Annotated in this window: 2 protein-coding genes; one reads left to right on the top strand and one right to left on the bottom strand. The window is 31.1% G+C overall.

Going from position 1 to position 502, the window contains the following annotated elements; all coding sequences use genetic code 11:
* A partial coding sequence (locus tag IE258_RS41035; protein WP_444545816.1) for a hypothetical protein occupies positions 1-210 on the bottom strand: 210 nt, incomplete at its 3' end.
* On the opposite strand from IE258_RS41035, the gene IE258_RS41670 reads away from it, so the two are divergent.
* Positions 203-502, top strand: a 300-nt coding sequence (locus IE258_RS41670) for a hypothetical protein (protein ID WP_373309995.1), incomplete at its 3' end; no start/stop codon positions are given. The genes IE258_RS41035 and IE258_RS41670 overlap by 8 nt on opposite strands.

Below are 502 nucleotides of genomic sequence, written 5' to 3'. Positions count from 1 at the left end.
TTCTAAATCCTGCCAATCCGAACCTGTTACATAAGACAACGCCCTCGTTTTCTTATTCTCATTGAAATAGTATTCATTTGTAATCTCATTTACATCAACAAAACGAGATAAGACCTCCATATCAGATACAGAATCACTAACCACAGGTTCTATTACTTCATTATCATTACACGAACAAACACCCAAAACAGTCAGTAGACTGATGAACATAAACATTACTTTTTTCATAAATCCTCCTTTTTTAAAGTTAATAAATAAAGGTTTCGCCCAAAAATATAAAATTTCTCCTATTTTTGCATTGAATATTAAATATTTAACTATGAATAGAATAATACATATCTCTTTACTTATTTCAACAGTATCACTTTTTCTTATTTCAAACACCGGATGTGTTGAAAAACAAGGATACTACAACCATGGAGAAGAAAGCATAATCTCATTAATTTGTGATATTACATGGGCTGGTAAAAAAACAACAGACGAAAACGGCAGTGTCTGGCAA

The organism is Streptomyces tendae (assembly GCF_014650435.1).
GTDB classification, from domain to species: Bacteria; Actinomycetota; Actinomycetes; order Streptomycetales; family Streptomycetaceae; genus Streptomyces; species Streptomyces tendae.
The sequence above is the reverse complement of the archived record's forward strand: the minus strand, read 5'-3'. Positions and strand labels throughout refer to the sequence as shown.